Genomic DNA, 25,156 nt, shown 5'->3' on the forward strand with positions numbered 1-25,156 from the left:
AGAAAAGGGGAAACCATGTTCAAGAAGATTATCATTGGCCTGTCGGTGCTGATCCTGATTGTGCTGGCCGTGGCTGCCCTGCAGCCGGGCACGTACAGCGTGACGCGCTCCATCGCCATCAAGGCGCCGCCTGAAAAAATCCAGCCGCTCATTAGCGACTTCCATCAGTGGCCGCAGTGGTCGCCATGGGAGAAGCTGGACCCGGGCATGACACGCACCTTCAGTGGTGCGCCCAAGGATCTCGGCGCGGTCTATGCTTGGGAAGGGAATAAAAACGTGGGCAGCGGCCGCATGGAAATCGTTGGCCTGACGCCACCGGCCAAGGTCAACATCAAGCTGGACTTCTTCCAGCCGATGGCGTCAACCGCCATGACGGATTTTGTGCTGGAGCCAAAAGGCGATACCACTGTCGTCAGCTGGACCATGTCCGGCAAGACGGATTTTATGGCCAAGCTGATGACAATCTTCGTCAGCATGGACAGCATGATCGGTCCGGCGTTTGAAAGCGGCCTGTCGCAAATGAAGACGGTGGCGGAAAAATAAACGGAGGTGTGCGATGCGGATGCGAGTTTGGACGTTGATGGCACTGGCGCTGCTGCCCGCTGTGGCATCGGCCGCTGCCGGCGCCAAGGCTGGTGCGCCATTGCGCGCGGATCATCCCGTCGTCGGCACCTGGCGCATCACGCTGCCCGATGGTTCCTGCACCGAGACCTATCGTATCCGCGCGGACGGCACCACGCTGGTGTTCAGCAATGAGGAGGTGGCCGAATCCACCTTCACCATCAGCGACCAGCCCGACAAAGAGGGCTTTTACAAAGAAACCGATACCATCTTCAAAGACAACGGCAAGCGCGATTGCAGTGGCGAGGTCACCAAACCAGGCAAGGCCGTTACCAGCTACCTGCAATTTCACCCCAACGGCAACCTGTTTGTGATGTGCGTTGAGCGTGATCTGGAGCGCTGCATCGGCCCGTTCATCCGGGTGCGCGGCGACACCATTTAACTGCTGCGGTACGCGCCGGGATTGACGCCGGCCCACTCCTTGAAAGCGTGATTGAAAGCGCTTTGCTCCTGATATCCAAGCAGGAAGGCGATATCCACCAGGCTTAATTCCGGCCGCCGCAAATAATCCCTGGCCAGCGCGAAGCGCGCCTGGTCCAGCACCTGCTGGAAGCTGCTTCCCGCATCGCTGAGTTTGCGCTGCAGGGTACGCGGCGACAGTTTCAGCTCCTGCGCAATTGATGCCAGCCGCACCTGCCCATGCGAGAGATTGGCGACGATGGCGGCATGGACCTGCTGCGTAATCGACGGCTGTAACGTGGTGCGCTGTTGCAGCAGCTGCTCGGCATGCTGCTGCAGCACCGGATAGAGGCTGACGTCCGCGTTCGGCACAGGCCAGGACAGCATGGCGGAGGTGAAGCTGGCGGTATTGGTTTGCGCGCCGAAGACGGGCATCTCGCCCAGCACCCGCACGTATTCCTCGCGCAGTTCGGCCGGGCCGCCGTCATGCGTCAAGGTCAGTTGGTTGGCGGGCAGCTTCATACCGGCCAGCCAGTTGCTGAAGACGCGTATGCCCGAAAACACGCTGTCGGCCAGATGGCGGTGAGCGCTGCCATAGTTGCTATGCCAGGTGTAGCGGGCCATCTCATCTTCGATCGTCATGGAGGAGCGGCCCAGATCATGGGCCAGCTGCTCGTAACGCATGGTCTGCTCGAAGACCTGGCCGAAATCGCGGCAGCTCAGAAGTATCAGGCCGTAGACAGTGTAGGTGCCCAGTTTGACGCACTGGCCCACATGCAGACCGAAATGCGGATCGTTGGCCAGTTCGGCGCCGATATCCAGCAGGCGCACGTAGACATCGGCCGGCAGCGACTCCGGCAGCGGATCGAGGGCGCCAGGCGCCAGACCGGCCGCGCTTTCCAGCGCCTGCGCGTTGACGCCGCGCTGGGCGGCAGCCTCCAGCAGCGGTTGCAGATAAGAGCCTGCGACGCGCTTGGCATGATCGAACAAGGCGGATGTCATGAATGCGCAATACCGGCAGAAGGCATTGTTTTAACCTTATTTGGTGAATAATCGGTGCGCGTCAGTATAGCAAGCGCTCCGCCAGGGAGACAGAAAAACAATGAGACGCTGGAACGGTTGGGGTGATGATGCAGTTGAATTTGCGCTCAATGAGGAGGCCTTGGCCTTTCTCGTGCAGCGCGTGGGCGCCGGCAAGCCGGTGAAGGATGCGGCGTTTGAGCAGGCATGCGCGCAGGTGCGTGAATCGCGCCTGCCGCCGCATCGCCTGATTGATGTCGCACCGGAGGTCAGGCTGCGCAATGCGCTGGGCCAGAGCCTGCCGGACTGGCTGCGGCTGCGCTATGGCGTGATCGGCACGACGCCGGATGGCGTGGCCTATCCGGAAAGCGCGCAGGACGTGCGCGACCTGCTGGACTATGCGCAGCAGTATGGCGTGGCGCTGATACCGCAGGGCGGTGGCACCAGCGTGGGCGGCCATCTGACGGCGCCCGCTGAAATGCCGGCACTGGCGGTGAACATGACGCGTATGCGGCAGCTGCTGTACCTGGATACGGAGTCGCAACTGGCGACGTTTGGCGCCGGCGTGTTCGGGCCGGACCTGGAGGCGCAGCTGCGTGCGCGCGGTTATACGCTGGGACATTTTCCGCAATCGTTCGAGTATTCGACGCTGGGCGGCTGGGTTGCGACGCGTTCGTCGGGGCAGCAGTCCTTGCGCTATGGGCGTATCGAGCAGATGTTCCGTGGCGGCTCGATGGAGACGCCATCCGGCACGCTGCATCTGCCGACCTTCCCTGCATCCGCAGCGGGGCCGGACCTGCGCGAGATGGTGCTGGGTTCCGAAGGCCGCATGGGTATCCTGACCGAGGCGACGGTGCGCGTGACGGCTGCGCCAGCATATGAATCCTTCCATGCGGTGTTCTTCCCCAGCTGGTCGGCAGCCGAGACGGCGGTGCGGCAGATCGTGCAGGCAGGGTTGTCGCTCTCCATGCTGCGGCTGTCGAATGCGCTGGAGACGGTGACCATGCTGGCGCTGGCGGGCCACAAGAAACTGATCTCGCTGCTCGAGGGCTATCTGTCACTGCGCGGCTGCAAAGAAGGCAAGTGCATGCTGATGATCGGCGTCAGCGGCCGTAAAGCCCTGGCGCGCGCGGCCCTGCGTGAGGCATTGTCGCTGACCACTCCGCACGGCGGTGTGCACATGGGGCGCTATATGGGCGAAAAGTGGAAGCAGAACCGCTTCCGCAACGTCTACCTGCGCAACGCAGCATGGCAGCACGGCTTTGCCATCGATACCGTGGAGACGGCGGTCGACTGGCCACGCGTGGAAGTCATGATGCGCGCGATAGAAACGGCGGCGACGGCGGCGCTGGAACAGCACGGCGAACAGGTACATACCTATACCCACCTGTCGCACCTGTATGCGCAGGGTGCCAGTGTGTACACGACTTTTGTGTACCGTCTGGCGGGCGATTACGAGTCGGATCTGGCGCGCTGGAAGTCGCTGAAGAAGGCCGTCAGCATGGCGATTGTGGAGAATGGCGGCACCATCAGCCACCAGCATGGCGTAGGTACGGACCACGCGCCGTATCTGGCGGCGGAGAAGGGGCGCCTGGGGATGTCGTCGCTGCGGGCGATGTTTGACCATCTGGACCCGCAGCAGATCATGAATCCAGGGAAGCTGTTGCCATGAGCAGGCAAAGTGCGTTGGCGGGAGCGTGGGATGTCGTCGTCATCGGTGGCGGCATCACAGGCGCCGGCATACTGCTGGAGGCATCGCGACGTGGCTTGAAGATCTTGCTGGTCGAGCAGCGCGATTTCGCGTGGGGCACGTCCAGCCGTTCCTCCAAGCTGGTGCACGGCGGCTTACGGTATCTCAAAGAAGGGCAGTTCGGGCTTACGCGTGAATCCGTGCACGAGCGCGAACACCTGCTGCAACAGGGCGCAGGCCTGGTCGAGCCGCAAAGCTTTGCGTTCGGCGACTATGCCGGGCGCAAGCCGGGCAAGCGCGCGTTCCTGGTCGGGCTGGCGATCTACGACCGCATGGCAGGACAAAGCGGACGTCATTATTTTGACCGTGCCGAGTTTGCCGCGCTGGCGCCAAACGTGGCAACGGACGGTCTGCAAGGCGGCATGGTCTACACCGACGCCAAGACCGACGATGCGCGGCTGGTGCTGCGCGTGTTGCAGGAAGCGCGCCAGCACGGTGGTGTGGCGCTCAACTACATGGCGGTTGAATCCCTCGTGCGCAATGACGACGGCGAAGCAGCCGGCGTATGGCTGCGGGACGGCCAGAGTGGCGAACAGCACGAAGTGCGCGCACGGCTGGTCATCAGTGCCACAGGTGCCTGGGCAGATCGCTTGCGCCAGCCTTCCGTGGCCGGTGACGGTGGCGCGGGTCACAGGCTACGGCCTTTGCGCGGCAGCCATCTGGTGCTGCCAGCCTGGCGCCTGCCGCTGGCGCAGGCGATTAGCCTGATGCATCCGGCAGATGGCCGCCCGGTGTTTGCCTATCCGTGGGAAGGCGTGACGCTGGTCGGCACCACCGACGTCGATCATAAACAGGATTTGTCGATGGAAGCGGCCATCACGCGCGAGGAGTGCGACTACCTCATGGCTGCGCTGCATGCCCAGTTCCCGCAACTGGAGCTGACCGACGAAGATATCATCGCCACCTATGCAGGCGTTCGACCCGTGATCGACAGCGGCAAAGCCGATCCGTCCAAAGAGACACGCGACCACGCGCTGTGGCTGGAGAACGGCCTGTTGACCGTCACTGGCGGCAAGCTGACCACCTTCCGTGTCATCGCGCTGGATGTGCTCAAGCTGGCCGCCGCGCGCCTGCCCCAACTACAGGGCAAGCTGGCGCCGCAACCCGTGTTTGCGCCGTCGCCACTGCTGCGCTACATGCCGGACCTGCCGCCAGGGCAGGCGCAGCGTCTGCAGGGGCGCTACGGCGCCTCGGCACAGGCGCTGCTCGATGCAGCGCAGCCTGGCGAACTGGCATGCATCCCTGGCACGGAAACCATCTGGGCGCAGCTGCGCTGGGCCGCGCGTCACGAAGACGTCTGCAAGCTGGAAGACCTGATGCTGCGCCGTAGCCGCATCGGCATCCAGTTGCGCGGCGGCGGCGTGGATATTCTGCCGCGCATCCGCACCATCTGCCAGCCGGAGCTTGGCTGGAGTGACCAGCGTTGGGAAAGCGAGCAAGCCGATTATCTGACGCTGTGGTCCAGGCATTACAATCTACCAAAACTAAAACCATAACGAGACACCATGGCAGACCAATACCTGCTCTCCATCGACAATGGCACGCAGAGCGTACGCGCGTTGCTGTTTGATTTAAACGGCAACCTCGCCGCCAAATCGCAAATCCATTTGCAGGCATATTTCTCAGAGCATCCCGGCTGGGCCGAGCATGACGCGGATGGTTACTGGGATGCCGTGGCAGCCGCGTGCCAGCAACTGTGGCGCACTACCGACATTCCGCGCAGTGCCATCAAAGGCGTGGCGGTGACCACCCAGCGCGGTACCGTCGTCAACGTGGACCGCGACGGTAAAGTCCTGCGGCCGGCGATTACCTGGCTGGACCAGCGCCGCGTAGGCAAGCAAAAGCCACTGAGCCTGTTGTGGCGCACCGCCTTCAAGCTGGCGCGCGTCGAAGACACCATCGAATACTTCCGCCGCGAAGCGGAGATCAACTGGATCGCCGAGCAGCAGCCGGAAATCTGGGAACGGACCCACAAATATCTGCTGCTGTCAGGCTTCCTCAACTACCGCCTGTGCGGACGCCATGTCGATTCGATCGGTTCGCAAGTCGCCTATCTGCCGTTCGATTACAAGCGCCACAAATGGGCCGGGCCGCGCGACTGGAAGTGGGAAGCCTTGCGCGTGAAGCCCGGGATGCTGCCCGAGCTGGTGGAACCAGGCGCCATCATCGGCGCCATCACAGCGGAAGCGGCAGCGGTCACCGGCATCCCGGAAGGCACACCGCTGGTGGCAGCGGCGGCCGACAAAGCCTGCGAAGTGATCGGCGCCGGCAGCCTGGAGCCGCACATCGCCTGCCTGAGTTACGGCACCACCGCCACCATCAACACCACCAGCAAAAAATACGTTGAAGTGACGCCATTCATTCCACCGTATCCTGCGGCGGTACCGGGTGCATATAGCACCGAGGTGCAGATATTCCGCGGTTACTGGATGGTCAACTGGTTCAAGGAGCAGTTCGGGCATCTGGAGCAGATCGCGGGCGCGGAGCAGGGCATGGCGCCAGAAGCCATGTTCGATCAGCTGGTAAACGAGGTGCCGCCGGGTTCCATGGGACTGATGCTGCAGCCGTACTGGAGTCCCGGCATCCGGATTCCGGGGCCGGAAGCCAAGGGTGCGATGATCGGCTTTGGCGACGTCCACACGCGAGCCCATGTGTACCGCGCCATTCTCGAAGGCCTGGCCTATGCGCTACGCGAAGGCAAAGAACGCATCGAAAAGCGCAGCGGCGTGCCGGTGACGGAACTGCGCATCGCCGGCGGCGGCTCGCAAAGCGACGCCGCCATGCAGCTCACCGCCGACATCTTCGGCCTGCCCGCGGCGCGAGCGCACGTCTACGAAACTTCCGGACTTGGCGCCGCGATAGCGATTGCGGCCGGCCTGGGGCTGCACAAAGACTTTGACACCGCCACGCGCGCGATGACGCGCCCGGGGCGCGTGTTCCACCCCATCGCCGCCAACCAGAAAATCTACGACCAGCTTTACCGCCGCGTGTACCTCAATATGTACAGGCAGTTGCAGCCGATGTACCAGCAAATCGCCGACATCACCGGCTACCCCGAGCAGTTATAACTCGGGAATTAGCGCATGACCATGGCTTTGACGGCGGCCAGCGAGGCGCCGCCGGTTTTGGTGGCCTGGACCTGGTTGCGGCCACCTTCCTTGGCCACGTACATGGCGCGGTCGGCGGCCACGAACAGGGATTCGGTGTTGTCCAGCTGGTGCGGGTGGATGGTGGCTACGCCGATGCTGACGGTCAGCCATGCCGATGTCGTCGAGCGCGGGTGCGGGATCTGCAGCGATTCGATGTGGTTGCGGATCGATTCGCCCAGCAGGTAGGCTGCGTCGCCATCGGTCTCCGCAAACAGCAGCACGAATTCTTCGCCGCCGTAGCGGGCCGCCAGGTCGGTCGGCCGCAGCGCGTGCGAGGCGATCGCTTGCGCCACCTGCTGCAGGCAGGCGTCGCCCGCCGCATGCCCCAGGGTGTCGTTGTACAGTTTGAAGTGGTCGACGTCCAGCACCACCAGCGACAAGGGCTGGCCGCTGCGCATCGCGCGCTGCCATTCTTTTTCGAGGAAGGTATCGAAGTGGCGGCGGTTGGCGATTTTGGTCAGCGGATCGACCATGGCGGCGCGCTGCAAGGCGTCTTCCGATTGTTTGTGGTGCGTGATGTCGTGCAGCAGGCCGATAAACAGCGGCTGGCGCAAATACATCGGCGTCAGCGTCAGGTCCATGCACACGGAGCTGCCGTTGCGGTGGCGGATGATGACTTCGCGCGTGCCGTGGTTGTGCGCGGTCTGCGGCGCGGCGGCGTAGCGCGCGAAGTAGTCCAGGTATTCCTGCGCCACCAGTGGGTTCAGCAGGTCGGTGATGCTGCGCCCCGCCAGCTCTTCCACCTGGTAGCCCAGGTACTTGTCGCAGGCGGGATTGGTGAACTGGATGCGGCCATCCGCTTCAATAATCAGCAGGCCCTCGGCCATGTTGTTGACGATGGTGCGCAGGCGCTCGGCCTGTTCTTCGTGTGTTTCGCTCCTGCTGCGGATTTGCAGCTGCGTACGCACGCGCGCGCACACTTCGGGCATGCGCAGCGGCTTGCTGATATAGTCGACGGCGCCGATATCAAAGCCGGCCACCACATCGTCGGTGCCGGTGCGTGCGCTCATGAAGATGACGGGAATGCGCTGGGTCGCGGCATTGCTCTTGAGCTGGCGGCAGGTTTCGTAGCCGTCCATCCCGGGCATCATGATGTCGAGCAGGATCAGGTCCGGATGCACGCGGCGGGCGATTTTCAGCGCGCGCTCGCCGGAGGTGGCGACGAAGGTTTGATAGCCTTGTTCGACCATCAGCTTGCGCAGCGCGCCCAGATTTTCGGGCGCATCATCAACAATCAGTATCGCGGCATCCCGCCGCGTTGCAAAACTCAGACTTCCAGAATTCATCGGGATTCGCCTTTAACCTGGTGGGTTGCGTTGGCGTGGCAGTGCGGTTGCGCGGATGGGCAACGGTGGGGGAAAGCGGGGGTGATTGGTGCGCGTTTCAACAAAGGCTGGCCTGATTTGAAAGTGACTATCCGTTCAAATCATACCGCTTTGCAACGATTGCTGGTGAAAAAAAACCGATGATTTTGGAGGATGTCCTCGAAAGCATGATGCCGCAGCCAGACTAGCGCCAAATGGTATAAGTAATGTTGGCGGCTTGCTATTGGTTTAGCGCTTTTTGGTGACTTTTAGTGATAAAGACTGCGCGGCCGGTGTTGTATTTTTGTGGGCGGCGAGCGCCGCCCACGGAGGTGTGACTTGCGACGGCTTAGATCTTGGAGGCGATCAGCTTACCCAGGATCTCAATGCCGGTGCGGATGCGCTCTGGCGACACGGTCACGAACGACAGACGCAGGGTATTGGTCTCTGGCTCGTTGGCGTAGAACGGCGAACCTGGTACGAACGCCACTTTCTGTGCGATGGCTTCGTCCAGCAGCTGCATGGCGTTGATGTGCTTTGGCAGCGTCACCCAGATGAACATGCCGCCTTCCGGCTTGGTCCACTCGACACCGGCCGGGAAGTGCTGCGCCATGGCGTCCAGCATGACCTGGCACTGGTTGCCGTACAGGGTGCGGATTTTTGGAATGTGCTGCTCCAGGAAACCGTCCTTGATCACTTCGTGCACCACCATCTGGGTCAGCTGCGAAGTGTGCAGGTCGGCCGCCTGCTTGGCCAGTTCCAGGCGGCGCGCCAGTGGCAGCGGGGCGACCACATAGCCCAGGCGGATGCCAGGGGTCAGGACCTTCGAGAAGGAGCCCATGTAGATCACGCCGTCCGGGTTCATCGCCACCATCTTCGGTGCCGGGTCGCCTTTGTAGCTCAGGGCGCCGTATGGATCATCTTCGATCAGCGGCAGGCCAAGGCGGGCGCAGGTTTCTACCAGTTCCAGGCGGCGCTCAACGGACAGCGAACGGCCGGTCGGGTTCTGGAAGTTCGGCAGGGAGTACAGCAGGCGCGCGCCTTCTGCCACTTTGTCGATCGACGCTGGCACCAGGCCATGGTCGTCGGTCGCCACCGATTTGAATTCCGGACGGTAGACCGAGAACGCTTGCAGTGCGCCCAGGTAGGACGGGGTTTCGACCAGCACGCGGCTGCCTTCGTCGATGAGCACTTTGCCCAGCAGGTCCAGCGCCTGCTGCGAACCGGAGGTCATCAGGACTTGTTCCGGCAGGATCTTGGCGCCGCCGGTCGACAGCGAGTCGGCGATCCATTGGCGCAGCGGGGTGTAGCCGTCGGTCGGGCCGTATTGCAGCGCTACCTTGCCGTTGTCGCGCAGGACTTTGTCAAACGCGGCCTGCATTTCTTCGACCGGGAAGGTGGCTGGCGATGGCAGGCCGCCGGCGAAGGAAATGATCTCTGGCTGCTGCGTGATCTTCAGGATCTCGCGGATGAAGGATGCCTGCAGCTGCTCGGCGCGTTCAGCGAAGCGCCATTCGATCGGATTCTGGTTTTCGATTTTCATACATGTCTCACTAGAGGAACCGGCGTGGCCGGTCATTCATTCAGCGCGCTTGTGGCGTGCTCTTATCAAAGGAACGGCAGCGGGTAAGCTGCCGCCCGCTTACGCGACTTCCGCGATCAGTTCGATTTCGACGCAGGCGCCAAGCGGGATTTGTGCGACACCAAAGGCCGAGCGGGCGTGCTTGCCGGCGTCGCCGAAGACTTCGCCCAGCAGCTCGGAAGCGCCGTTGGTGACCAGGTGCTGTTCGGTGAATTCCGAGGTCGAGTTCACCAGGCTCATGACTTTGACGATGCGCTTGACGCGGGTCAGGTCGCCGCCCACGGCCGCTTGCAGGGTGCCGATCAGGTCGATGGCGATGGCGCGCGCGGCAGCCTTGCCTTCTGCGGTGTCGATGTTCTTGCCCAGTTGGCCTACCCATACGCTGCCGTCGGCGCGTTTGGCGATGTGACCGGACAGGAATACCAGATTGCCGGTTTGGGCGTACATGACGTAGGCGGCTGCTGGAGTGGCCGGTGCAGCCAGGGTGATATCAAGCGCTTTCAGTTTTTCGTAAACAGACATGTGGTTATCCAAGTGTTATGTGTATCAAGACCGTTATTGTACCCTTGCCGCCGGGGATGCTCACAATTGAGGCAAAATCAAAATCCTGTATGGCCTCAGCTGCGTTTTACCTGCATTTTGCGGCCCGCACCCACCACGGCGATCACGGCAATTGCGAAGATCAGGGTTTGCCATTCCAGCGTTTCCCCGAGCACCACGGTGGCGCCCAGTACAGACAGAAACGGCTGCACCAGCTGTACTTGTCCGACCCGCGCCACCCCGCCCAGGGCCATGCCGCGGTACCAGAACACGAAGCCGATGAACATGGAGAACACGGAAACATAGGCGAAGCCGGTCCAGGCGGCCGTGCTGGCGCTGGCGATTTGCGCCTGTTCCTGCCAGGACTGCCAGCCGACGATGGGCAGCAGCAGCGGCGCCGACAGCACCAGCGCCCAGCAAATGGTCTGCTGTCCGCCCAGCGTCTGCGACAGGCGGCCGCCGGCGGCATAGCCCATGGCGGCCAGCACCACGGCCAGGAAAATGGCCAGGTCCGCCAGATGCAGACTGCCGCCGCTCTGGCGCAGCGCAAAGCCGACCACCAGCACCGAGCCTAAGATCGCCATGATCCAGAAGCCTCTGGACGGCTTTTCACCGCCCAGCAAGGCCGCAAACACGGCGGTGGCCAGCGGCAGGATGCCGACCAGTACAGCGCCATGGGCGGCAGGCAGACTGCGCATGGCGACGGAGGTCAGCCACGGGAAGCCGATCACGCAGCCGATGGAGACCATGGCAAGTGCGGGCAGGGCGGATTTGGGCGGCAGTGGAACGCGTTTCCAGTACAGCCAACTGCCGGCCAGTACAGCCGCCGCCAGCGCACGGGCGAGGGCGACGAACAGCGGCGACAAGCCATCGCCATCCACACCGCCGCTGACTGCCAGGCGCGTGAAGGGCAGTGTCAGGCTGAAAATGGCAACGCCGATTAAACCCAGCAGCATGCCGGTGGTTTCTTCGCTCAGGCGGCTGTGTGTGGGCAGGGTCGGTGTAATGGGTGATGTATTTTCTGTCATGGGTTTATGCTACGTGACAAAACCAGTACAGTGCCAGTACACTTGATAACATAATTCCTCATACTGTGACGGTAAAATGACCAATACACGATCACGCACTTCGATGTTAGGCGCCGCCGCAGCTGCCGCGGCGGAGGCAGTCAATGAAGCGCTGGCCGCAGCGCAGGCCCGCGCCATGGCGGCGCCGGCGCCCGGACCGTCGGTGATGTCGGTGCAGGTGCAGGTGCCGGCCACCGCGGCCGCACAGCGTAGGCCGACCCGCACGCCGGGGCGGGGCGCGAGCGGGCCGATGGTGGGCTTGCTGTCGCGCGAGTCCGGTGAGACGCTGATCGACCAGATCGTGCGGTCGGTGGCGGCGCGTATCGATGACCGCCTGCTGCGGGGCGGCGCCCGCATGCCGTCCATCCGCGCCTTTGCGGCCTCGCATGGGGTATCGGCGTTTACCGTGGTGGCCGCGTATGACAAGCTGGTGGCGACCGGTTATCTGGAATCGCGCCGCGGCGCCGGCTTCTTTGTGCGCGAGCGGCCAGCCATGGCGGTGCACGCGGGCGACAGCGCGCCATTGCTCTCGCCAGTCCGCAGTCAGCACGCCGGCTTTGAATCCAAGCCGATCGACATTGTCTGGCTGGTGCGGAATATGTTCCGCCAGATGCCGCACCAGCAAATGCCGGGCACCGGCGTGCTGCCGTCCGAATGGCTGGATGGTCCGGCCATCGCCAATGCGCTACGCGCCGTCAGCCGCCAGAATCCCAACCTGCTGCTCAGTTATGGCGTGCCACAAGGCTTCCTGCCGCTGCGCCAGCAACTGCAGCACAAACTGGCCGAGCTGGAGATCGCCGCCGAGCCGGAACAATTCGTCACCACGGCAGGCGTAACGCAGGCGCTGGACCTGGTGGCGCGCGAGTTCACGCGCCCCGGCGATGTGATTTTTGTCGATGACCCGGCCTGGTTCCTGATGTTTGGTTCGTTTGCGGCGCTGGGCGCGCAGGTGATCGGCATTCCGCGCCTGGCCGACGGCCCGGATATCGCCCGCCTCACGGAGCTGGCCGCCATCCACAAGCCCAAGCTGTACATCATCAACTCCGTGCTGCACAACCCGAGTTCCACCTCGCTGTCGGCGGCCAAGGCGTTTCAGGTGCTGCGGCTGTCGGAGGAGCATGGCTTCCTCATCGTGGAGGACGACATCTACTGCGACCTGCATCCGGGCAGCGCTGTGCAACCGGCCACCCGGCTGGCCGCACTGGACCAGCTGCAGCGCGTGATTTATCTGGGCGGTTTTTCGAAGACCATGGCGGCGAACCTGCGCGTGGGCTTTATCGCCACCTCGATGGAACGCGCCGAGCGGCTCGCGGATCGTAAAATGCTATCGACACTGACCACCAGCGATATCGGCGAGCGGGTGGTCTACAAAGTGCTGTCCGAAGGCTCCTACCGCAAGCATGCCGACCGTTTGCGCGGGCGCCTGGACAGCGTGCGTGCCAAGGCGCTGCGCCAGATGGAGCGCATCGGCCTAAGAGTGGAAAGTTCGCCGCTGGCCGGCATGTTTGTGTGGGCCGACGCCGGCTGCGACACCAATGCCCTGACCGAGCGCGCCATGGCCCACAACCTGCTGCTGGCGCCGGGTAGCCTGTTCTCGCCCAAGCAGCTGCCTTCCACGCGTATGCGCCTAAACGTGGCGGCGATGCAGGAGCCGGCCGTGTGGCGTTTTCTTGAACGAGAGTTAGGCGGCTCTTGAAAAGCCTTTTATAATCCCCACCTTCCGCAAATCTTAACCAAAAGACTATTCAAAAATGGCTGATACTGAAAAACAGACCCTTGGATTCCAGGCCGAAGTGAAACAGCTGCTGCAGCTGATGATTCACTCCCTGTACTCGAACAAAGAAATCTTCCTGCGCGAGCTGATCTCCAACGCGTCCGATGCCTCGGACAAGCTGCGGTTTGAAGCCATCAACAACGATGCCCTGTACGGCAACGACCACGAACTCAAGATCAAGGTCTCGTTCGACAAGGCGGCGCGCACCATCACCATTTCCGACAACGGCATCGGCATGAGCCGTGACGAGGCGATCTCCCACCTCGGCACCATCGCCAAATCGGGCACCAAGGAATTCTTCGGCAAACTGTCGGGCGACCAGCAGCAGGACGCGGCGCTGATCGGCCAGTTTGGCGTGGGCTTCTACTCGGGCTTCATCATCGCCGACAAGATCACCGTGGAATCGCGCCGTGCCGGCTTGCCGGCGTCGGAAGGCGTGCGCTGGGAATCGGGCGGCGAGGGCGACTACTCGGTCGAGCAGATCGAGAAAACCAGCCGCGGCACCGACATCATCCTGCATCTGCGCGAAGGCGAGGACGAGCTGCTGTCGTCGTGGAAGCTGAAATCCATCATCCGCAAATACTCCGACCATATCTCGCTGCCTATCGTGATGCAGAAAGAGGAATGGGACGACGAGAAGAAGGAAACCGTCGTCAAGGACGACCTGGAAACCGTCAACCAGGCCAGCGCGCTGTGGGCACGTAACAAGTCCGACATCACGCCGGAGCAGTACGACGAATTCTACAAGCACGTGTCGCACGACTTCCAGTCGCCGCTGACCCACACCCACAACCGCGTGGAAGGCCGCAGCGAATACACCCAGCTGCTGTACATCCCGGCCAAGGCGCCGTTCGACCTGTGGGACCGCAACAAGCGTGGCGGCATCAAGCTGTACGTCAAGCGCGTGTTCATCATGGACGATGCCGAACAGCTGATGCCGACCTATCTTCGCTTCGTCAAAGGCGTGATCGATTCGGCGGACCTGCCGCTGAACGTCTCGCGCGAAATCCTGCAAGAGTCGCGCGATGTGAAAGTGATCCGCGACGGTTCGACCAAGCGCGTGATCGGCATGCTGGAAGAGCTGGCGAATGCGGACGAACAGGAAAAGAAAGACAAGTACCAGACCTTCTGGACCGAATTCGGCCAGGTGCTGAAAGAAGGCATCGGCGAAGACGCGGCCAACAAGGACCGTCTGGCCAAGCTGCTGCGCTTTGCCTCGACCGCCAACGACAACGACGAACAGATTACGTCGCTGGAGCAGTACATCGCACGCGCCAAGGAAGGCCAGGACAAGATCTACTACGTCACGGCCGATAACTACATCGCCGCGAAAAACAGCCCGCACCTGGAAATCTTCCGCAAAAAAGGCGTGGAAGTGCTGCTGCTGACCGACCGCGTGGACGAGTGGATGCTGTCCTTCCTGACCGAGTTCGAAGGCAAGGAACTGGTCTCGGTAGCGAAAGGCGGCCTGGATTTGGGCGCGCTGGAAGACGAAGCCGAGAAGAAGGAACATGAAGAGACCGAAACCGCCTACAAGGACCTGGTCGAGAAGATGAAAGAAGCGCTGGCCGACAAAGCCAAGGACGTGCGCGTGACCTTCCGTCTGACCGATTCGCCGGCCTGCCTGGTGGCGGACGAGAACGAACTGTCGGGCAACCTGCTGCGCATGTTGAAAGCGGCCGGCCAGGCCGCGCCCGAGTCCAAGCCTATCCTGGAAATCAATCCAGAGCACCCGCTGGTGCAGCGCTTGAAGGCCGAAAATGTGGCCAGCTCGTTTAGCGACTGGTCGCACCTCCTGTTCGACCAGGCCCTGCTGGCCGAAGGCGGCGCGCTGAGCGATCCCGCCACCTTCGTCAAACGCCTCAACGAACTGCTGCTGGCGAAATAAACGCCTTCCGGGGTCAGGTCCGTCATTTCTACACGAGCTCTGCGCTAACGCGTTTAGTGCTGAGGCCGTGTAGAATTGGCGGACCTGACCCCGGAGTTCTCATGAAGAAATCTGTTCTTGCGCTGGCTGTTCTGGCCAGCGTGCTGCTGTCTGCGCATGCGCAGAATCCTTTGCCGAGCGAGACGCCGGACGAATTCAAAGCCCCTGTCGATAGCTTCGACTACATCAAGCGCGCGGTCATGATACCGATGCGCGACGGCGTCAAACTCAATACGGTGATTGTCATTCCACGCAAGGCGCGCAATGCGCCGATTCTGCTCACGCGTACGCCGTATAACGCGGCGGATATGGTCAATCATGCGGAAAATTCGCAGATGGAGTCGGTGCTGACGGGCTATGACAATATGGCGGATGTCATCACCCAGGGCGGCTATATCCGGGTGGTGCAGGATGTGCGCGGCAAGTATGGCTCGGAAGGCGATTATGTGATGACGCGGCCGATGGCCGGCACGCCGTTCAATCCGACCGTGATCGATCATTCCACCGATGCCTGGGATACCATCGAGTGGCTGTCCAAAAACGTGCCAGAGTCGAACGGTAAAGTAGGCATCATCGGCGGTTCGTATGACGGTTTTCTGCCGCTGATCGCGCTGGTGAATCCGCATCCGGCGCTGAAGGTGGCGGTGCCGATGAATCCGATGGTGGATGGCTGGCGCGGCGATGACTGGTTCCATCACGGCGCTTTCCGCCAGATTAATATGTCGTACATCCTGGAACAGGTGGCCACGCGCCGCAATGACGCGCACTGGTTCACCAGCCATTACGATGACTACGATACCTTTATCCGCGCCGGCTCGGCCGGTGCGCTGGCGCGTCAGCGCGGCGTGGAGCAGAGCGGTTTCTGGCGTAAGATCGCCGCCCATCCGTCGTATGACGAGTTCTGGCAAAGTCAGGCGGTCGACAGGATACTCGCCAGGCAGCCGGTGACGGTGCCGACGCTGCTGGTCCACAGCTTGTGGGATGCGGAGGATATTTATGGCGCGATCGCTGTCTATAAGGCGATCAAGCCCAACGATAAGGATAACCAGGTGTTCATGGTGCTGGGGCCGTGGAATCACGGCGGCCAGGATGGCGACGGCAGCAAGCTGGGGCCGATTAAATTCAACAGCGACACGGGTCTGTACTTCCGCCAGGAGATATTGCGCCCCTTCCTTGATCGTTATCTGAAGGATGACCCGTCGCCAGAAGCGCTGGCAGCGAAGATCGCACCAGTTACGGCGTTTGAGACGGGGACCAATAAATGGCGGGCGCTGGACAGTTGGCCTGCCGGCTGCGTCAGTGGCTGTGTAATCGCTCCTGCGACGCTGCGTCTGGCCGCCGGCGCGCGGCTGAACCTGACCAATACGGCGTCGGTGCCGCTGGCCAGGCCCGCGCAGAAAGAGGCGTACGATGAATACGTCTCCGACCCGGCCAAGCCGGTGCCTTACCGCCAGCGTCCCATCGCACCTTATGGCTACGATGAAGCCAAGGGCCAGACCTGGCCGCGCTGGCTGGTGGATGACCAGCGCGAGGCCTCGGGCCGCACCGACGTGCTGACGTACACCACGGGTGTGCTGTCCGCGCCCGTCAAGATCAGCGGCGAGCCGATCGCGCACCTGCTGGCCGCCACCAGCGGCACGGATGCGGACTGGGTGGTGAAGCTGATTGATGTCTACCCGGACCAGGTGGCGTCGCAGCCGGAGATGGGCGGTTATCAGCTGATGATTTCCGCCGATATCTTCCGTGGCCGTTATCGCGAAAGCGCTGCCACGGCCAAGCCGATCGCTGCCAATACGCCGCTGCCGTACCGCTTTGCGATGCCGACGGCGAACCATGTGTTCCTGCCGGGACACCGCATCATGGTGCAGATCCAGTCCAGCTGGTTCCCGCTGTACGACCGTAATCCGCAGACCTTTGTGCAGAATATCTTCTACGCGCAGCCGGCGGATTACAAGAAGGCGACCCAGCGCATTTATCACGACAGCTATATCGAGCTGCCGCTGGTGAGCGCTACGGTCAGGTAGGCCTGCGGCGGCGCCGTGCCAGCATCAGCACTGCGGGCAGGCCCAGTCCGAACATGGCGTAAGTGCCGGGTTCGGGCACCGGCGAGACGTTGACCAGGAAGCCGCGGATTTCACCGTTCGGATAAATGCTGCTATGGATGTTGAGGTAGGCGCTGCCGGAGTTAAGCCCGGTCAGGAACGCGGCCTCGGCGCCGGCGGCAGTACCGCCATTGGCGCTCAGGAAGGCCGGATTCCAGCTGCTGGTCAGCGCGGTGTCAAAGGTGTGCTGATAGGCGCCGGTATGCAGGTCCAATGGGAAGTTGGTGAAAGAGGGCAGTTCGGTGGCGACGCCCGCTGTGCCGCTGCCCGCCGTCGTGGTGCAGCAGTGGATGTGCGCGGCGGTGCTTTCGCCGAGCAGTCCGCTGAAGGCGACGCCGATGTCCAGCACATGCGTGGTGGCGTCAAATTTGACGAGGGCGGCGCCGATGCCGCCTGAAGTATTGGCCGGCGATTCCTGCGGGCCGGTCAGGATGGTGGTGTAGGTGGCGGCGGACGCCACGGTGGCAAACAGCAGGCCTGCTGCCGCCACCGCATTGCGGATATGCTTCATGATGTGATCCCTCCTTGTTATGACGTATAACTTAGAGGGGACATCGGCGCTGGAGTTCCCGGCTTCTTCCCGGCTTCTTTACAGTGCGGTGCGCAGGGCGAACAGTTCGGGGAACAGCACCACGTCCAGCATCTTGCGCAGGTAGCTGACGCCGGCCGTGCCGCCAGTGCCGGTCTTGAAGCCGATGATGCGTTCGACCGTGGTCACGTGGCGGAAGCGCCAGAAGCGGAACGCGGTTTCCATGTCCACCAGCTTTTCGGCCAGCTCGTACAGCGCCCAGTAGCGGGTCGGGTCGCGGTAGACTTCCAGCCAGGCTTGCTGCACCGATTCATCGGCCACGGTGGGCTGGCTCGGATCGGCATTCAGGCGTTCGGCGGAAATCGGCAGGCCGTTACGCGCCAGTAGCTTGATCGCTTCGTCGTAGATCGATGGCGTGCGCAGCGACTCTTCCAGCAGCGGGAATTCCGGCGTGGTGGCGTGGACGTTGAGCAGGTTGGCGTTCTTGTTGCCGAGGATGAATTCGATTTCGCGGTACTGGTAGGACTGGAAGCCCGACGATGCGCCCAGATAGGGACGGATGGCGGTGTATTCCGGCGGCGTCATGGTGGCCAGCACGTCCCAGGCGTGTACCAGCTGGTCCATGATGCGGGCCACGCGGGCCAGCATCTTGAACGCCGGCGGCAGGTCGTCGGCCTGCAGGTGCGTGCGGACGGCGCGCATTTCATGCAGCATCAGCTTCATCCACAGTTCGCTGGTCTGGTGCTGGATGATGAACAGCATTTCGTTATGGTTGGGCGACAGCGGGTGCTGGGCGTGCAGGATTTTTTCCAGGCCCAGGTAGTCGCCATAGCTCATGTCATTGCTGAAGTCCATTTGCGCGCCGTGCCACTGGGCCGCGTCGGCGCTGGCGCCGTGCATGGGACATTTGTTATCGCTCATATTGTTTATCTCGTTTTCAGGTGACGGCGTCGCGCTTGGCGTCGACGTTGTAGTCTTGGCGGTCCAGGATGTCGCGCAGGATTTCCACGGCGTCCCATACCTCAGCATAACTCGTGTACAGCGGCGTGAAGCCGAAACGCATGATGGCCGGCTCGCGGTAGTCGCCAATCACGCCGCGCGCGATCAGCGCTTGCATCACGGCGTAGCCATGCGGATGGGTGAAGCTGACATGGCTGCCACGGTGTGGGTGTTCGCGCGGCGTCACCAGTCCCAGCGGATGCATGCCGCAGCGCGCTTCCACCAGTTCGATGAACAGATCGGTCAGCGCCAGCGATTTTTCGCGGATCGCGGCCATGCTGGTCTGGGCGAACACGTCCAGGCCGCATTCGACCATGGCCAGCGAGACGATGGGCTGGGTGCCGCACAGTGCGCGGCCGATGCCGTCGGTCGGTGCAAAGTGCGGCGCCATCGCAAACGGCGTGGCGTGACCCCACCAGCCGGACAGCGGCTGCTGGAATTGGCCCTGGTGTTTTTTCGGGACCCAGATGAAGGCGGGCGCGCCAGGTCCGCCATTCAGGTATTTATAGGTGCAGCCTACGGCCAGGTCGGCGCCGTTGGCGTGCAGGTCGACCGGCACCGCGCCCGCCGAGTGGGCCAGGTCCCAGAGGATCAGGGCGCCGGCGGCATGGGCGAGGGCGCTGGTGGCCTGCATATCGTACTGGTAACCGCTGCGGTAGTTCACGTGGGTCAGCATGACGACGGCGGTGTCGGCGCCGATAACGGCCGACAGCTCATCCGGGCTGTTGATGAGTTTGATGCTGTAGCCACGGTCCAGCCATTTGCTCAGGCCTTCCGCCATGTAGATGTCGGTCGGGAAGTTGGAGCGTTCGGTAACGATCACGCGGCGGGCGGTATCGCTGCTTTGCATCTGCAGGGCGGCGGCCAGGGCCTTGAACAGATTGACCGAAGTTGTGTCAGTGACAACCACTTCGCCATCCACACCACCGATCAGCGGCGCCAGGCGATTGCCAAGATGCCTGGGCAGGTCAAACCAGCCGGCGGTATTCCAGCTGCGGATCAGGTCGTGGCCCCATTCCTGGGTAATCACGTGCTGGGCACGGGCGAGGGAGGTCTTCGGACGGGCGCCCAAAGAGTTGCCATCCAGATAAATAACGCCGGCTGGCAGGTCAAACTGGCTGCGGAAGGCGGCGAGCGGATCTTGCGCGTCGCGCTCCAGGCAATGGTTGCGAGTTGTCATTTTGATCGTTGCTTGAGGTCTAAAGTAGTGAGTTTAACCTGAAAAATTGCGTCCGACGCCGTTTTTTCACTGGCAGGATCGCCCGCTAACCCGCATGAATGCTGGACTTGAGCTCTTTTTTAAAAATTTTTCGGTTTTTTTCAAAAAACCCCTAAAGTTCTTTAAACCTCTGCCGTTACCGTTCTTAGATGTGCAGGAATCCGTTGGTGGGTGACTTTTGAAAGAAGCGAAAAATATTTTAAAAATTTTTCGTCAAAACCCTAAAGTTCTCCAAAACCCTGCCGTTACCAGTTTAGATGTCGCAAAAAAGAGTCGTTTTATCGTCTTATTTTTCGATTCAAAGCAGGATATTTTTGAAGATTCATCGCCTCCCCAGGCCCGCATCCACAGCGGGTTTCAGAGTGATCTGCGTGTGTTTGTAAGACAAACACCGACAGGTCCTGCCCGTCATTTCCCGACCTAAAATACGGAGTGTCACCTCTTCTCGTGCATTTGTTGCTCGAGCAGAATGTATCTCAACGGAAACGCAAATGCGTTCTGACAGAGAGAAAACTGCAAGGAGTGGGAAAATGACCGCAAACGATATGATGGCTGAAATTCGCGACGCCAACCTGAGCTACCTGATGCTGGCTCAGCAGATGATCCGCGCCGACAAAGTCACCGCGATCTTCCGCCTCGGCATCTCCGCCGACATTGCCGACCTGATCGAAGGCATGAGCAATGCGCAAATCCTGAAACTGGCAGGCGGCAACATGATGCTGGCCCGTTTCCGCTTCGACGACAGCGCCATCCTGTCGATGCTGACCAACTACAACAAAGACCGCGTACTGGCCCAGTCGCACGCCGCCATCCTGATGGCCGGCCAGCCAGTCGAAGAGATTGCTTAATTTACCTGCGTCGTTGGAGTAGAGATCATGGCCGCCAAGAAAAGCGTAGTGTCGGAAGCCCAGGAAATTCAGCTGGCAATCGAATTGATCCAGCTGGGCGCCCGCCTGCAGCTGCTGGAATCGGAAGTGTCGCTGTCGCGTGAGCGCCTGCTCAAGCTGTACAAGGAGCTCAAGGGCGTGTCGCCACCGAAAGGCATGCTGCCGTTCTCGACCGACTGGTTCCTGACCTGGCAGCCGAATATTCACTCCTCGCTGTTCATCAACATCCACGGCTTCCTGGTGACCCACGCCGGCGCCACCGGGGTGGAAGCGGTGATGAAGGCTTACAAGCTGTACCTCGAACAAATGCCGCCGGAGCCGGGCGAAGAGCCGCTGCTGTCGCTGACCCGCGCCTGGACGCTGGTACGCTTCTTCAGCAGCAGAATGCTGGAGACGGCGCCTTGCACCAAATGCCAGGGCAAATACGTGGTCAACGCCATGGATCTGAACGGCAGCTATGTGTGCGGCCTGTGCCACATGCCTTCGCGTGCCGGCAAGACCAAGAAAATTCGCGAAGTGGAAGTATTGGCGGCATAATGCCCGCGTGACCCTCTCTTATCTCCACCGTATCGCCCGCGCGCCCGCCGTGCGGGCCATGCTGATCCAAGCCGGCGCCTTGCCGCTGACACTGGCCCTCATTTATGTGATGGCCAGTTTTCATTTCTCCGTTGATTATCTGACTGTGGCCGTGGTGCAGGGGCTGATTGCGGCCGGCATTACCTGGAAGCTGGCGCTGGCGGCCTGGTGGCGCGCGATCCAGCTGCTGTTTCCGCTGGCGGTGCTGACGGCGCTGGCGCTGCAGCTGCCGTCCTGGCTGTTTGGCCTGGTGTTTTTGCTGCTGCTGGGCTGGTACTGGTCGACATTCCGCACCCAGGTGCCGTACTACCCGTCCGGCGCCGCCGTGTGGGATGCGGTGCGGCAGCAGCTGTCTGATCGCCAGGCGCCGCGCATTATCGATATCGGCAGTGGCCTGGGCGGCTTTGTACTGTATATGAGCCGGGTCCGGGCGGATGCCGAGGTGGTGGGGATTGAACTGGCGCCATTTCCCTTCTTATATAGCTGGCTGCGCGCCAAACTGGGCGGCAGCCGCGCCCGTATCCTGCTCGGCGACTACGAGAAACTTGATTTCAGTCAGTTTGATGTGGTCTTTGCCTACCTGTCGCCGGCCGCCATGTCTGGATTGTGGCGCAAGGCGGCGGCGGAAATGCGTCCCGGGTCCATGCTTGCAAGCTACGAATTTGTCATTATGGAAAGATCTCCGGATGAGGTCATTCCTGCCACAGAGCTAGGATCTTCACTCTACATTTGGTACTTTTAAGCATCATTTGACGTTATTCTCTTGCCCGTCTACCCCTACTCAGGCTATTGTAGTTCTACATGTAAATTTATAGAAAATCGGCTATTGATTTGACATATTTCAACCGGTTTTCGCTCTGGGGAGTCTGGACACTTGTTAGTCATCATTGGATATGTAGTGGTCTGTGTCGGCGTGTTCGGCGGTTTTGCCATGAACGGCGGGCATCTGGCCGCCCTGATGCAGCCGCTGGAGGTGGTCATGATCGGCGGCGGTGCGATGGGCGCTTTCCTGGTTGGCAATAACGCCAAGACGCTCAAAGCCACGATCGCCGCACTGCCGACCCTGTTCAAAGGCTCGCGCTACACCAAAGACCTGTACATGGAAATGATGTCGCTGCTGTTCGACGTGCTGTCCAAGGTGCGCAAGGAAGGCCTGATGTCGATTGAAGGCGATATCGACAGCCCGGAGCAGAGCCCGCTGTTCAGCAAGTATCCGACGGTGCTGGAAGATCATCACATCGTGGAATTCATGACCGATTACCTGCGCCTCATGGTGTCGGGCAATATGGATGCGTTCCAGATCGAGAACCTGATGGACATCGAAATTGAAACCCACCACCACGAGGGCGCCGCGCCGGCCCACGCGATCGCCAAGCTCGGTGACGGCATGCCGGCTTTCGGTATCGTGGCGGCGGTGATGGGCGTGGTGCACACCATGGAATCGGTGGGCCTGCCGCCGGCCGAGCTGGGCATCCTGATCGCGCACGCGCTGGTCGGTACCTTCCTCGGTATTTTGCTGGCCTATGGTTTCGTTGGCCCGCTGTCCAGCCTGCTGGAGCAGAAGCTGGAAGAATCAACCAAGATGTATCAGTGCGTCAAAGTCACGCTGCTGGCCAGCCTGAATGGCTATGCGCCGGCGCTGGCAGTGGAATTTGGCCGCAAGGTGCTGTATTCGACCGAGCGTCCGACCTTCAACGAGCTGGAAGATCACATCAAGAAATCGAAGTCGAAGTAAGCCATGCTGGTCACTGTTTATATGTTAAGGAAGAATCATGGCTGAAGAGGGCTTACGGCCTATTATCGTCAAGCGCGTCAAGAAGGGCGGCGGTGGTCACCACGGCGGCGCCTGGAAGATTGCGTATGCCGACTTCGTGACCGCGATGATGGCCTTCTTCCTGCTGATGTGGCTGCTGGGCTCCACCACCAAGGGCGACCTCAACGGGATTTCCGAATACTTCAAGACGCCGCTGAAAGTAGCGATGGAAGGCGGTTCGGGCAGCGGCGACAGCTCGTCCATCCTCAAGGGCGGCGGCAAGGATCTGACCCGCAGCGAAGGCCAGGTCAAGGCCAGCGATGACCCGGCCGTGAAAAAGACCTTTAACCTGACCGCCGCCAAGGCCGCGCTCGAGGCCGAGGAAAACCAGCGCCTGAAAGCGCTCAAGGAAAAGATCGAGAACAAGATCGACGCCAATCCGCTGCTGAAAAAGTACAAGGAACAGCTGCTGCTGGACATCACCAATGATGGCTTGCGGATCCAGATCGTGGACGAGCAGAACCGCCCGATGTTCGCGCTGGCCAAGGCCGAGCTGCAGTCGTATACCAAGGACATCCTGCATGAAATCGGCTTTGTGCTCAATGACGTGCCGAACCGCATCGGCCTGTCCGGCCACACCGATTCGACGCCGTACATGAGCGAAACCGGTTACAGCAACTGGGAGTTGTCGGCCGACCGCGCCAACGCGTCGCGCCGCGAACTGATTGCCGGCGGCATGAACGATGCCAAGGTGCTGCGCGTGGTGGGCCTGGCGTCGGCCGTGAATTTGGACCGGGCTGACCCGTTCAACCCGATCAACCGCCGCATCAGCATCGTCGTGATGAACAAGCGCGCCGAAGAGAGCGTGCTGCGCGATGGCCGCAAACTGGAAGTGGGCGACGTGGAAGAGGCGGCCGGTGTGGCCGCGGCTGCCGGCGCCGCGCCCGCGCCTGCGAAGTCGGGGCCGCCGGTACGCAAATAAGAGATGTAAAGAACGAGACTGTTATGACGAGAAAAAAAATTCTGGGTTCCCACGTCAAGCGCCTGTTGTCCGGCGTGTCTGACCACGGTCGCCGTCATTTGACCGAAGTCGAGACTGACCTGATCCAGACCGGCCTGCTGCTGGAGGAAGCGATAGAAAAGCTGTCCTTCAACTTCATGGCCATCCATCAAACGGTGGAGGCCGAACAGGCCACCATCCAGTTGCTGCTGGACGGCGGGACGGTGACGCCCGAGCAGCGCGCCCAGCTGGAGGCGCTGCAAGGCCAGGTGGGCAGCTATGTCAATGCTGCCATCACCAGCCTGCAATTCCAGGACATGACCAGCCAGCTGCTGGATCGCACGCTGAAACGCGTGACCGGTTTGCGCGAGTTCCTCGGCACACTGGGCGCTCATGGCGCAGAGATGCTGCCGGAAAGCGACAACGAGCAGATCGTCGAGCTGCTGGGCAAGGTCAGCATGGCGCTGGCAATTCAAAGCCTGGAACTGCGCAGCGTGCTGCGCAAGGCGGTCAGTCAGCAACACCTGGAGAGCGGCGACATCGAGCTGTTCTAACGACTAATAAATGATTTACTGAGTGAGATAAAAAGATGGCTAAGACTATACTTGCGGTTGATGATTCCAGTTCCCTGCGCCAGATGGTGGCGTTCAGCCTGAAAGCGGCTGGCTACCAGGTGGTGGAAGCCGTGGACGGCCAGGACGGCCTGGAAAAAGCCAAGCTGCAGAACGTCGATCTGGTGCTGACCGACCAGAACATGCCGCGCATGGACGGCCTGCAACTCATCAAACTGCTGCGTGAGCTGCCCAGCTACGCCAAGACCCCTATCCTGATGCTGACCACCGAATCGTCCGACGAGATGAAAGCCAAGGGCCGCGCCGCCGGCGCCAATGGCTGGCTGGTCAAGCCTTTCGATCCACAGCGGCTTATCGAGGTAGTCAAAAAGGTCATCGGCTGATAA

General features: G+C 61.4%; 24 protein-coding genes. 16 read left to right on the forward strand and 8 right to left on the reverse strand.

Going from position 1 to position 25,156, the window contains the following annotated elements:
- Window positions 1–15 precede the first annotated feature (15 nt).
- On the forward strand, window positions 16–543 hold the full coding sequence (locus GTP58_RS03360; RefSeq protein WP_161076262.1) for an SRPBCC family protein: 528 nt from the start codon (window positions 16–18) through the stop codon (window positions 541–543).
- A 13-nt stretch (window positions 544–556) separates the two neighbouring features.
- Window positions 557–1,003 (forward strand): hypothetical protein, encoded by a 447-nt coding sequence (locus GTP58_RS03365; protein ID WP_161076263.1) that lies wholly within the window; start codon window positions 557–559, stop codon window positions 1,001–1,003.
- On the opposite strand, the gene GTP58_RS03370 is transcribed toward GTP58_RS03365, so the two are convergent.
- A complete protein-coding gene (locus GTP58_RS03370; protein ID WP_161076264.1) occupies window positions 1,000–2,022 on the reverse strand; it encodes an AraC family transcriptional regulator in 1,023 nt (340 codons plus the stop codon). The two genes, GTP58_RS03365 and GTP58_RS03370, sit on opposite strands and share 4 nt — an antisense overlap.
- 100 nt (window positions 2,023–2,122) lie before the next feature.
- Between GTP58_RS03370 and GTP58_RS03375 the strand changes: the two genes are divergently transcribed.
- The 3 genes from GTP58_RS03375 to GTP58_RS03385 are packed head-to-tail and all read left to right on the forward strand — an operon-like array spanning window position 2,123 to window position 6,858.
- Window positions 2,123–3,712 (forward strand): FAD-binding oxidoreductase, encoded by a 1,590-nt coding sequence (locus GTP58_RS03375; RefSeq protein ID WP_161076265.1) that lies wholly within the window; start codon window positions 2,123–2,125, stop codon window positions 3,710–3,712.
- Window positions 3,709–5,286: a glycerol-3-phosphate dehydrogenase/oxidase gene (locus tag GTP58_RS03380; protein WP_161076266.1), complete on the forward strand. Its 1,578-nt coding sequence runs from the start codon at window positions 3,709–3,711 to the stop codon at window positions 5,284–5,286. Before GTP58_RS03375 ends, GTP58_RS03380 begins: the two co-directional genes overlap by 4 nt.
- A gap of 9 nt (window positions 5,287–5,295) precedes the next feature.
- Complete coding sequence (locus GTP58_RS03385; protein WP_161076267.1) at window positions 5,296–6,858, forward strand: FGGY-family carbohydrate kinase; 1,563 nt, start codon at window positions 5,296–5,298, stop codon at window positions 6,856–6,858.
- Window positions 6,859–6,866: 8 nt separating this feature from the next.
- On the opposite strand, the gene GTP58_RS03390 is transcribed toward GTP58_RS03385, so the two are convergent.
- The 4 genes from GTP58_RS03390 to GTP58_RS03405 all read right to left on the reverse strand — a co-directional run bounded on the left by GTP58_RS03390 (window position 6,867) and on the right by GTP58_RS03405 (window position 11,393).
- Window positions 6,867–8,225 (reverse strand): diguanylate cyclase domain-containing protein, encoded by a 1,359-nt coding sequence (locus GTP58_RS03390; protein WP_161076268.1) that lies wholly within the window; start codon window positions 8,223–8,225, stop codon window positions 6,867–6,869.
- 367 nt (window positions 8,226–8,592) lie between these two features.
- On the reverse strand, window positions 8,593–9,786 hold the full coding sequence (locus tag GTP58_RS03395) for a PLP-dependent aminotransferase family protein (protein ID WP_161076269.1): 1,194 nt from the start codon (window positions 9,784–9,786) through the stop codon (window positions 8,593–8,595).
- Window positions 9,787–9,885: 99 nt separating this feature from the next.
- Window positions 9,886–10,347: a RidA family protein gene (locus GTP58_RS03400; RefSeq protein WP_110848828.1), complete on the reverse strand. Its 462-nt coding sequence runs from the start codon at window positions 10,345–10,347 to the stop codon at window positions 9,886–9,888.
- A 95-nt stretch (window positions 10,348–10,442) separates the two neighbouring features.
- Window positions 10,443–11,393 (reverse strand): DMT family transporter, encoded by a 951-nt coding sequence (locus tag GTP58_RS03405; RefSeq protein WP_229215407.1) that lies wholly within the window; start codon window positions 11,391–11,393, stop codon window positions 10,443–10,445.
- A 76-nt stretch (window positions 11,394–11,469) separates the two neighbouring features.
- On the opposite strand from GTP58_RS03405, the gene GTP58_RS03410 reads away from it, so the two are divergent.
- From GTP58_RS03410 to GTP58_RS03420, 3 genes are all read left to right on the forward strand, one after another.
- Window positions 11,470–13,128: a PLP-dependent aminotransferase family protein gene (locus tag GTP58_RS03410; protein ID WP_161076270.1), complete on the forward strand. Its 1,659-nt coding sequence runs from the start codon at window positions 11,470–11,472 to the stop codon at window positions 13,126–13,128.
- Between the two features lie 55 nt (window positions 13,129–13,183).
- Window positions 13,184–15,094 carry a molecular chaperone HtpG gene (gene htpG / locus GTP58_RS03415; RefSeq protein WP_161076271.1) on the forward strand — a complete coding sequence of 637 codons (1,911 nt, stop codon included), beginning with the start codon at window positions 13,184–13,186 and terminating at the stop codon, window positions 15,092–15,094.
- Between the two features lie 101 nt (window positions 15,095–15,195).
- Window positions 15,196–17,157, forward strand: a complete 1,962-nt coding sequence (locus GTP58_RS03420) for a CocE/NonD family hydrolase (RefSeq protein ID WP_161076272.1) — start codon at window positions 15,196–15,198, stop codon at window positions 17,155–17,157.
- Here the strand turns inward: GTP58_RS03420 and GTP58_RS03425 are convergent.
- The 3 genes from GTP58_RS03425 to kynU all read right to left on the reverse strand — a co-directional run bounded on the left by GTP58_RS03425 (window position 17,150) and on the right by kynU (window position 19,943).
- Window positions 17,150–17,746 (reverse strand): CHRD domain-containing protein, encoded by a 597-nt coding sequence (locus GTP58_RS03425; protein WP_202413468.1) that lies wholly within the window; start codon window positions 17,744–17,746, stop codon window positions 17,150–17,152. The two genes, GTP58_RS03420 and GTP58_RS03425, sit on opposite strands and share 8 nt — an antisense overlap.
- Before the next feature lie 78 nt (window positions 17,747–17,824).
- A complete protein-coding gene (kynA, locus tag GTP58_RS03430; RefSeq protein WP_161076273.1) occupies window positions 17,825–18,685 on the reverse strand; it encodes a tryptophan 2,3-dioxygenase in 861 nt (286 codons plus the stop codon).
- Window positions 18,686–18,701: 16 nt separating this feature from the next.
- Entirely contained in the window at window positions 18,702–19,943 is a 1,242-nt protein-coding gene (gene kynU / locus GTP58_RS03435; RefSeq protein WP_161076274.1) for a kynureninase, read from the reverse strand.
- A gap of 217 nt (window positions 19,944–20,160) precedes the next feature.
- Here kynU and GTP58_RS03440 point away from each other — a divergent pair, with 217 nt between their 5' ends.
- The 8 genes from GTP58_RS03440 (at window position 20,161) to GTP58_RS03475 (ending at window position 25,153) form a co-directional block, all read left to right on the forward strand.
- The gene (locus tag GTP58_RS03440) at window positions 20,161–20,406 is read left to right on the forward strand and encodes a hypothetical protein (RefSeq protein WP_139260313.1); all 246 of its coding nucleotides are present in this window, start codon (window positions 20,161–20,163) and stop codon (window positions 20,404–20,406) included.
- A 106-nt stretch (window positions 20,407–20,512) separates the two neighbouring features.
- Window positions 20,513–20,830 (forward strand): flagellar transcriptional regulator FlhD, encoded by a 318-nt coding sequence (gene flhD / locus GTP58_RS03445; RefSeq protein ID WP_072780431.1) that lies wholly within the window; start codon window positions 20,513–20,515, stop codon window positions 20,828–20,830.
- 27 nt (window positions 20,831–20,857) lie between these two features.
- Complete coding sequence (gene flhC, locus GTP58_RS03450; protein ID WP_072780430.1) at window positions 20,858–21,406, forward strand: flagellar transcriptional regulator FlhC; 549 nt, start codon at window positions 20,858–20,860, stop codon at window positions 21,404–21,406.
- Window positions 21,407–21,464: 58 nt separating this feature from the next.
- A complete protein-coding gene (locus GTP58_RS03455) occupies window positions 21,465–22,187 on the forward strand; it encodes a class I SAM-dependent methyltransferase (protein ID WP_161076275.1) in 723 nt (240 codons plus the stop codon).
- 132 nt (window positions 22,188–22,319) lie between these two features.
- Window positions 22,320–23,180, forward strand: a complete 861-nt coding sequence (motA, locus tag GTP58_RS03460) for a flagellar motor stator protein MotA (RefSeq protein WP_072780427.1) — start codon at window positions 22,320–22,322, stop codon at window positions 23,178–23,180.
- 37 nt (window positions 23,181–23,217) lie between these two features.
- On the forward strand, window positions 23,218–24,180 hold the full coding sequence (gene motB, locus GTP58_RS03465; protein ID WP_072780425.1) for a flagellar motor protein MotB: 963 nt from the start codon (window positions 23,218–23,220) through the stop codon (window positions 24,178–24,180).
- 23 nt (window positions 24,181–24,203) lie between these two features.
- A complete protein-coding gene (locus tag GTP58_RS03470) occupies window positions 24,204–24,752 on the forward strand; it encodes a chemotaxis protein (protein ID WP_072780424.1) in 549 nt (182 codons plus the stop codon).
- A 35-nt stretch (window positions 24,753–24,787) separates the two neighbouring features.
- On the forward strand, window positions 24,788–25,153 hold the full coding sequence (locus GTP58_RS03475; RefSeq protein WP_072780422.1) for a response regulator: 366 nt from the start codon (window positions 24,788–24,790) through the stop codon (window positions 25,151–25,153).
- Window positions 25,154–25,156 lie beyond the last annotated feature (3 nt).

It is taken from the genome of Duganella sp. CY15W, assembly GCF_009857555.1.
GTDB classification, from domain to species: domain Bacteria; phylum Pseudomonadota; class Gammaproteobacteria; order Burkholderiales; family Burkholderiaceae_D; genus Rugamonas; species Rugamonas sacchari.

Excerpts from the sequence above, each read along its gene's own strand:
- GTP58_RS03360 (WP_161076262.1), top strand. The coding sequence starts at position 16 with ATGTTCAAGAAGATTATCATTGGCCTGTCGGTGCTGATCCTGATTGTG.
- GTP58_RS03365 (WP_161076263.1), top strand. The coding sequence starts at position 557 with ATGCGGATGCGAGTTTGGACGTTGATGGCACTGGCGCTGCTGCCCGCT.
- GTP58_RS03370 (WP_161076264.1), bottom strand. The coding sequence starts at position 2,022 with ATGACATCCGCCTTGTTCGATCATGCCAAGCGCGTCGCAGGCTCTTAT.
- GTP58_RS03375 (WP_161076265.1), top strand. The coding sequence starts at position 2,123 with ATGAGACGCTGGAACGGTTGGGGTGATGATGCAGTTGAATTTGCGCTC.
- GTP58_RS03380 (WP_161076266.1), top strand. The coding sequence starts at position 3,709 with ATGAGCAGGCAAAGTGCGTTGGCGGGAGCGTGGGATGTCGTCGTCATC.
- GTP58_RS03385 (WP_161076267.1), top strand. The coding sequence starts at position 5,296 with ATGGCAGACCAATACCTGCTCTCCATCGACAATGGCACGCAGAGCGTA.
- GTP58_RS03390 (WP_161076268.1), bottom strand. The coding sequence starts at position 8,225 with ATGAATTCTGGAAGTCTGAGTTTTGCAACGCGGCGGGATGCCGCGATA.
- GTP58_RS03395 (WP_161076269.1), bottom strand. The coding sequence starts at position 9,786 with ATGAAAATCGAAAACCAGAATCCGATCGAATGGCGCTTCGCTGAACGC.
- GTP58_RS03400 (WP_110848828.1), bottom strand. The coding sequence starts at position 10,347 with ATGTCTGTTTACGAAAAACTGAAAGCGCTTGATATCACCCTGGCTGCA.
- GTP58_RS03405 (WP_229215407.1), bottom strand. The coding sequence starts at position 11,393 with ATGACAGAAAATACATCACCCATTACACCGACCCTGCCCACACACAGC.
- GTP58_RS03410 (WP_161076270.1), top strand. The coding sequence starts at position 11,470 with ATGACCAATACACGATCACGCACTTCGATGTTAGGCGCCGCCGCAGCT.
- htpG (WP_161076271.1), top strand. The coding sequence starts at position 13,184 with ATGGCTGATACTGAAAAACAGACCCTTGGATTCCAGGCCGAAGTGAAA.
- GTP58_RS03420 (WP_161076272.1), top strand. The coding sequence starts at position 15,196 with ATGAAGAAATCTGTTCTTGCGCTGGCTGTTCTGGCCAGCGTGCTGCTG.
- GTP58_RS03425 (WP_202413468.1), bottom strand. The coding sequence starts at position 17,746 with ATGAAGCATATCCGCAATGCGGTGGCGGCAGCAGGCCTGCTGTTTGCC.
- kynA (WP_161076273.1), bottom strand. The coding sequence starts at position 18,685 with ATGAGCGATAACAAATGTCCCATGCACGGCGCCAGCGCCGACGCGGCC.
- kynU (WP_161076274.1), bottom strand. The coding sequence starts at position 19,943 with ATGACAACTCGCAACCATTGCCTGGAGCGCGACGCGCAAGATCCGCTC.
- flhD (WP_072780431.1), top strand. The coding sequence starts at position 20,513 with ATGACCGCAAACGATATGATGGCTGAAATTCGCGACGCCAACCTGAGC.
- flhC (WP_072780430.1), top strand. The coding sequence starts at position 20,858 with ATGGCCGCCAAGAAAAGCGTAGTGTCGGAAGCCCAGGAAATTCAGCTG.
- GTP58_RS03455 (WP_161076275.1), top strand. The coding sequence starts at position 21,465 with ATGCTGATCCAAGCCGGCGCCTTGCCGCTGACACTGGCCCTCATTTAT.
- motB (WP_072780425.1), top strand. The coding sequence starts at position 23,218 with ATGGCTGAAGAGGGCTTACGGCCTATTATCGTCAAGCGCGTCAAGAAG.
- GTP58_RS03470 (WP_072780424.1), top strand. The coding sequence starts at position 24,204 with ATGACGAGAAAAAAAATTCTGGGTTCCCACGTCAAGCGCCTGTTGTCC.
- GTP58_RS03475 (WP_072780422.1), top strand. The coding sequence starts at position 24,788 with ATGGCTAAGACTATACTTGCGGTTGATGATTCCAGTTCCCTGCGCCAG.